The organism is Streptomyces sp. NPDC059371, assembly GCF_042751995.1.
Classification (GTDB): Bacteria; Actinomycetota; Actinomycetes; order Streptomycetales; family Streptomycetaceae; genus Streptomyces.
In genome coordinates, this window is record NZ_JBHYXD010000189.1 from 1 (window position 1) to 5,765 (window position 5,765).

Consider the following 5,765-nt stretch of genomic DNA (forward strand, 5'->3'; position numbering starts at 1 on the left):
ACACAACCCCCCCCCCCCACCACAACAACATCAGTTCAGGAGTCTGATTCGTTCCTGTTACCACTGTCAGACGGACACGGGAGTGCCGAGCATCGCGGAAGCGTGCTGGAGCGGGCTGAGGATGCGTACCGGTGCGGCCTCGGGGAGGGTACGGCAAGTGAAGCCGAGCTGCGTCATGGCCCGCAGGACTTCGCCGACGCTGAAATCACGTCGGTCCTGGCGGGTGATGACCTGGCCGACCTGCTTGACGGGGTAGTGGCGGCGGCCGATGATCACGGATTCGCCGCTACCCAGTTCGGGCTTGATGCCCTTCATCGATTCCAGCACGCCGCTCTTGGTGAGCTCGAAGGGGAAGTGGGCGATGACACAGCGCATGTGACCTCACAGAGAGAAGCGGGAGAACGGGTCCGGCCGGGGAGAGACGGTTCAGCGGGAGAGGGCGAGGACGCCCAGAGCTCGGCCTTGCCCGTCGACCACCGGCAGGGCACCGAGCCGGCGGGAGCGCATCACGTGCTCGGCTTCGGCCGTCGTGGCCACGGATGCAGTGAACGACCCGTGGTCGCCGAGGAGGTCGCGCAGGCGGACGCGGTCCGTGTAGGCGGAGCTGTCGCGGACGGCGGTGAGTTCGGCCTGGGTGACCAGGCCGGTGCACTGGCCGTCCTGGTCGCAGACGACCAGCCGGCCCGTGCGTGCGGCGGCCATGACCGACAGCGCCACCTCGATGCTCATGTCGTCACAGACCTGTGGTCCGGCCGCGTCCATGACCTCAGCCACTGTCCTGTGCCCGGGGTCGGCGCCCGCCGGGCGGGGCTGCATCTGCATCTGAACCAGTGTCACAAGGTGCCTCCTGCCGAGATGGGTCAGCTTCCTGATCACGAAGGTTCTAGGCCGCCGTGCCGAAGACGGTCTGGCGTACGGGCGCGCGCCGGGTCGTCGAAGAGGGGCGGCGCCGGCCCCGCGAGGTGCTGCGCTTGGAGCGTTCGGCCACCGGTGCGGTGATGACGACCGGGATGCCGGACGGGGTCTGGGCGCCGGTGATCCGGTGCAGGGCCTCGTCGCCCGAGCGGATCTGGGTGGTCTGCGGCCGGATCCCGGCGTCCGACATGAGGCGCACCATGCCGCGGCGCTGGCTAGGTGTGACGAGGGTGACGACGCTGCCGGACTCGCCGGCTCGGGCCGTACGGCCGCCGCGGTGGAGGTAGTCCTTGTGGTCGGTCGGCGGATCGACGTTCACGACGAGGTCGAGGTTGTCGACGTGGATACCGCGCGCCGCGACGTTGGTCGCCACCAGCACACTGACGTGCCCCGTCTTGAACTGCGCCAGCGTGCGAGTGCGCTGCGGCTGCGACTTGCCGCCATGCAGCGCGGCGGCCCGAACCCCGCTGTTGAGGAGGTCCTGGGTCAGCCGGTCGACGGCGTGCTTGGTGTCCAGGAACATGATCACCCGACCCTCGCGGGCGGCGATCTCTGTCGTGGCGGCGTGCTTGTCGGCGCCGTGGACGTGCAGGACATGGTGCTCCATCGTCGTGACCGCACCGGCCGACGGGTCGACCGAATGCACGACGGGGTCGGTCAGATAGCGGCGCACCAGCAGGTCGACATTGCGGTCCAGGGTGGCGGAGAACAGCATCCGCTGCCCCTGCGGACGCACCTGGTCGAGCAGCGCGGTGACCTGCGGCATGAAACCCATGTCGGCCATCTGGTCGGCCTCGTCCAGCACCGTGATACCCACCTGGTTCAGCCGGCATTCGCCCCGGTCGATGAGGTCCTTGAGCCGGCCCGGGGTCGCGACGACGACCTCGGCCCCGCCGCGCAGCGCGACGGCCTGCCTACCGATCGACATCCCGCCCACCACCGTGGCCAGCCGCAGCCTGACGGACCGAGCGTAGGGAGTGAGCGCGTCGGTCACCTGCTGCGCCAGCTCACGCGTCGGGACCAGGATCAGCCCCAGCGGCTGGCGGGGCTCAGCACGCTGTCCCGCGGTACGGGCCAGCAGGGCGAGACCGAAAGCGAGAGTCTTGCCCGAGCCGGTGCGCCCGCGGCCCAGGACGTCACGGCCCGCCAGGGAATTCGGCAGCGTCGCGCCCTGGATCGGGAACGGCGCGCTCACACCCTGCCTGCCGAGTTCGGCCAGCAACTGTTCGGGCATGGAGAGATCGGCGAAGCCCTGAACAGCGGGCAGCGCGGGGGTGATCGTCGTGGGGAGCGCGAATTCACCCTGCACGGGGGCGGGCCGACGGCCGTAACTGCCTGAACGAGCAGGACCGCCGGAACGGCGCGGTGCCGGCGAGCCGAAGCGGCTGCCGCCCCTTCCCGCGTCGGCACTGCCATTACAGGTACGGGGTGAATAGTCGTTCGCACGTGTGCGGTTCATGCGGAACCTTCCTCGATGCGGCACATATCAAGGAATTCCCGCAAGCGGTGAGCAGCACGGAATTACAAGTATGGACCGATGTCAAAGCAAATCCGGCCGACGGGAATCCACGGCGGGCGTAAACGCTGAAATAGGTGACGCAGCAAGGACGTGAAGTCCCGGGCGCCGAGGTGCGGTGTGGCTCTTCTGGATGCGCCTGCATCCTGAAGGGGGAGCCGGGTGTGGTGAGACTGCGGATTTTTCCGCGCCGTCCCGCAGGTGAAACCACTGCGGGAAAATGCGTGTAGCTGGGGCCCGCACCCCGAGGGATGCGGGCCCCAGCTACAAAGTGCGCGTCAGCGTCAGGCCGGAACGATGTTCTCGGCCGTCGGGCCCTTCTGGCCCTGCGCGATGTCGAAGGTCACCTTCTGGCCTTCGAGCAGCTCACGGAATCCCTGGGCGGCGATGTTCGAGAAGTGGGCGAACACGTCAGCGCCGCCACCGTCCTGCTCGATGAAGCCGAAACCCTTTTCCGCGTTGAACCACTTCACGGTACCAGCAGCCATGTCATATCTCCTTTGGGGCAGTACACCGGCATCCGCACTGTGCGAACGCCGTGTCGCCGCGATGATTACCCCGCCGGAAAATGACCGGAAATACAAAAGCGCTCTCCCCGGCAGAAGCCGAGTGGGAGCACTTGAAGTTCGGGAACCACAACTGCAACTGAGATGGACAGTAGCACGCCGCAACCGCCCGCGTCGGTTAAGTAATTCCACTCCGCTCATTGCGGCAAAAACTCTCACTACACGGTCCGGCAAACTCTCACCTCACGAACACAGATATTGACGCACTCGCAGTGCAACGTTCCAGTAAAGCGGAGTCGTCAGCCGCAGCCAGGGTTGTCGGGGCGTTTTGGCGTGTGCGCGGCGTGCGCGGCTGTCCGCAGGATCGCATTGAACAGCGGCCAAGAGCAGCCACCAACATGTGGCGGACCTGCGCTGATCGCCGCGTCCGGAGCAGTCGTCGAGCGTTCGATCCGGTGAGGGGACGTCACCGTGGTTCGTCCCGGGCAAACTGCGCGCTCCGGAAGTGCCGTGCGCTCAAAGGCGCGGCTTCACCCGGATATGGCAGCTGGCAGCGGGCTGAAACTTTGGTGTCGTTCGCCGTCCCCCCGACGGGCGCCGCATCCATGACGACCTGTGGGGAGCCGGGCCGCTACTGACCTTCAAAGCGTAATGTCGTCATGGTCGCTGGCGTCGAAGGCAAGTGCCGGTGAAGCAGCCGTCGAGGACGTCGTGGCGGTATTGAAGCTGGCGTAAGCCGCGCCGGACGGCCGTGCTCAGGTCGTCGGGGTCGGCGAACGCACGGTTTGCCGTGGTGGTGCGTCGCAGGACCGACCAGATGCCCTCGACAGGGTTGAGGTCGGGTGCGTAGGGCGGGAGTTGGAGAAGCTCTTGCGTCCGTCGGGCCGGGCGTAAGGGCAGGGCCGGGAGATCAGCCGCGGTCGCTCGCCGGTCTTGTAACAGGCCAGGGCGGCGACCGACAAGCGGCGGCGAGAACGGCCCCGGACGCGGACGATGGGGGTGTGGCCGCGGCGGGACCAGGTGCAGGTGGTCGGCGGCGTCATCGAGAATCCGGCTTGGTCCTCGAAGACGAGCCAGGCGGCGAGCGCCGCCGCTGTCCTTCCACCTGGGGCCAGGTCTCCTTCACCCAGCCGGCCACCAGGTTCTCGTCCCGCTCGATCGCACGCCGGGTCGGCACTGGCAGCTCCAGCCGTGCCGCTTGAGCAGGGCAGCCACCCCTAGCACGGTGTAGCTTTTGTGGAAGCGACGCCCGATCAGCGTCTTGATCCGTGACAGGGTCCAGGTCTGGTCCGGCCAGCCGTGTGCCACCGGCCCCTTGGCCAGCTCACGCTCGAGCACGGCGAACAGTTCGTCGCCGAGCCGTGGCAGCGATGCCGGGCCCTTCGAGGCCAGAGCTCTCGGTCCGCCCCGCGACCAGGTCTTGCGCCAGCGCTGTACTGACCGGACGCTGACCCGCAGGTCGTGGGCGATGACCGTGTTCTCATCGCCCTGCCTGAACCGCTCGGCCGCTTCCAATCGCAACTTTTCGCGGAAGACCCGTCGTTCGTCGGTCAGCCCGCCCCCTTGCGCTTACCTCATGTTGTCGGCGTACCGCAGAGATCACGAGACGTCAGCCTCTACGACACCACGCTTTGAAGGTCAGTAACCGGGAGCGGAGCGGCTTTGCCTGTCTTCAGGAGGTGAGGCTTGACGGAGCGTGGGATAGCGGGGAAAGACCGTGTCGAGACCAACGATTTCAACGACCCGCTGCCCGCAGGGCCGCCAGCCGAATCCAGCCGCTGGCGGACGCTTTAGCGCGTTGTGCGGGCAGGACGCTGACGGCGCTGGAGCCGTAAGCGCTACATCTCATAAAGGTGCTACCCCCTTGCGCCTGTGCTGCAGGTAACGTTCTGAGCGGGCGTACCCGGCCCCGGCCCTGAAAGGGGTACCGGACGGGGAGAGGGAAGCGAGCACGGATGGACGAGACAAGAGGGGCCGAAGGCGAAACGGCCTCGCTGTTGGAGACATCGCTCGCGCTGGACAGCGACGGCTCCCACATAGCTCAGGCCCGTCATCTGGCCGCGGCTTTCCTGACGAAGATGAGAGACGACCATGGCATCCCGGTGGTGACCGCCACGGTCGAGATCGTCCAGCTGATCGTCAGCGAACTGGTGACCAACGCCCGAAAGTACGCGCCGGGACCGGCCCTCTTGAACCTGCGGGTCACCAGTGCCGTGGTGCGGGTTGAACTCTGGGACAGCAATCCCGCAGTGCCAGCTGCACAGGCGCTGGATCCGAAACGCATCGGCCAGCACGGCCTGGAGATCGTCAGGGCGCTCGCCCAAACCGTCATCGTCGAGCGGACCCCCCTCGGCAAGCGCATCACCGCGGACATCGCCCTCATCCCGGCCACCGCATAGCCGGTCCCGTCCCGCCTGTTCGAGTAGCTCATGGCGACGGCCGCCGTCGGCCGACGGCCGTGTGCCTCGCGTGACGTGGCCCCCGTACCGTCCGCATCGAGCACTCCCCCGCAGGCAGGACCCGGAAGCATGAAACCCGGGTATCGAAGCTGCCCGCCAGGGACGCACCAGGCCTGTCGGCCTCTACGCGAGTCAAGGCGGCCCCAGCTCTCATGAACGCGCAGGCTCGCTCTGCTGCGGGAAGCAGCCCCAGCCACCACACCCGAACGGCAGGGAGACTGCGCCCTTAACCTAGCCCCTCACAGCCGCTACCGACCCGCCGGATTCGACGATACGGCGGCGCGGCGGTGTTCGGCGTTGATGCGCTGGGCTTCTTCGAGTTGGTCTTCGAGGATGATGATGCGGCAGGCGGCTTCGATGGGGGTGCCG

5 protein-coding genes and 3 pseudogenes are annotated in these 5,765 nt (G+C 67.3%); 1 reads left to right on the plus strand and 7 read right to left on the minus strand.

All coding sequences use genetic code 11. The features are described from left to right. Positions 1-66: 66 nt before the first annotated feature. The 6 genes and pseudogenes from ACFXGX_RS42895 to ACFXGX_RS42920 all read right to left on the minus strand — a co-directional run bounded on the left by ACFXGX_RS42895 (position 67) and on the right by ACFXGX_RS42920 (position 4,452). Entirely contained in the window at positions 67-375 is a 309-nt protein-coding gene (locus ACFXGX_RS42895) for an SCO5918 family protein (RefSeq protein WP_384803846.1), read from the minus strand. 51 nt (positions 376-426) lie between these two features. Further along, complete coding sequence (locus ACFXGX_RS42900) at positions 427-816, minus strand: CBS domain-containing protein (protein WP_384803855.1); 390 nt, start codon at positions 814-816, stop codon at positions 427-429. Between the two features lie 67 nt (positions 817-883). Beyond that, positions 884-2,374: a DEAD/DEAH box helicase gene (locus tag ACFXGX_RS42905; protein WP_384803849.1), complete on the minus strand. Its 1,491-nt coding sequence runs from the start codon at positions 2,372-2,374 to the stop codon at positions 884-886. A 341-nt stretch (positions 2,375-2,715) separates the two neighbouring features. Further along, positions 2,716-2,919 carry a cold-shock protein gene (locus ACFXGX_RS42910; RefSeq protein WP_340471040.1) on the minus strand — a complete coding sequence of 68 codons (204 nt, stop codon included), beginning with the start codon at positions 2,917-2,919 and terminating at the stop codon, positions 2,716-2,718. A gap of 675 nt (positions 2,920-3,594) precedes the next feature. Then, positions 3,595-3,980: pseudogene (locus tag ACFXGX_RS42915) on the minus strand (transposase). Next, positions 3,977-4,452, minus strand: a pseudogene (locus ACFXGX_RS42920) (winged helix-turn-helix domain-containing protein). Before ACFXGX_RS42920 ends, ACFXGX_RS42915 begins: the two co-directional pseudogenes overlap by 4 nt. A gap of 440 nt (positions 4,453-4,892) precedes the next feature. On the opposite strand from ACFXGX_RS42920, the gene ACFXGX_RS42925 reads away from it, so the two are divergent. Then, a complete protein-coding gene (locus tag ACFXGX_RS42925) occupies positions 4,893-5,336 on the plus strand; it encodes an ATP-binding protein (RefSeq protein WP_384803852.1) in 444 nt (147 codons plus the stop codon). A gap of 308 nt (positions 5,337-5,644) precedes the next feature. Here the strand turns inward: ACFXGX_RS42925 and ACFXGX_RS42930 are convergent. Next, a pseudogene (locus tag ACFXGX_RS42930) lies at positions 5,645-5,765 on the minus strand (MerR family transcriptional regulator); the annotation flags it as partial.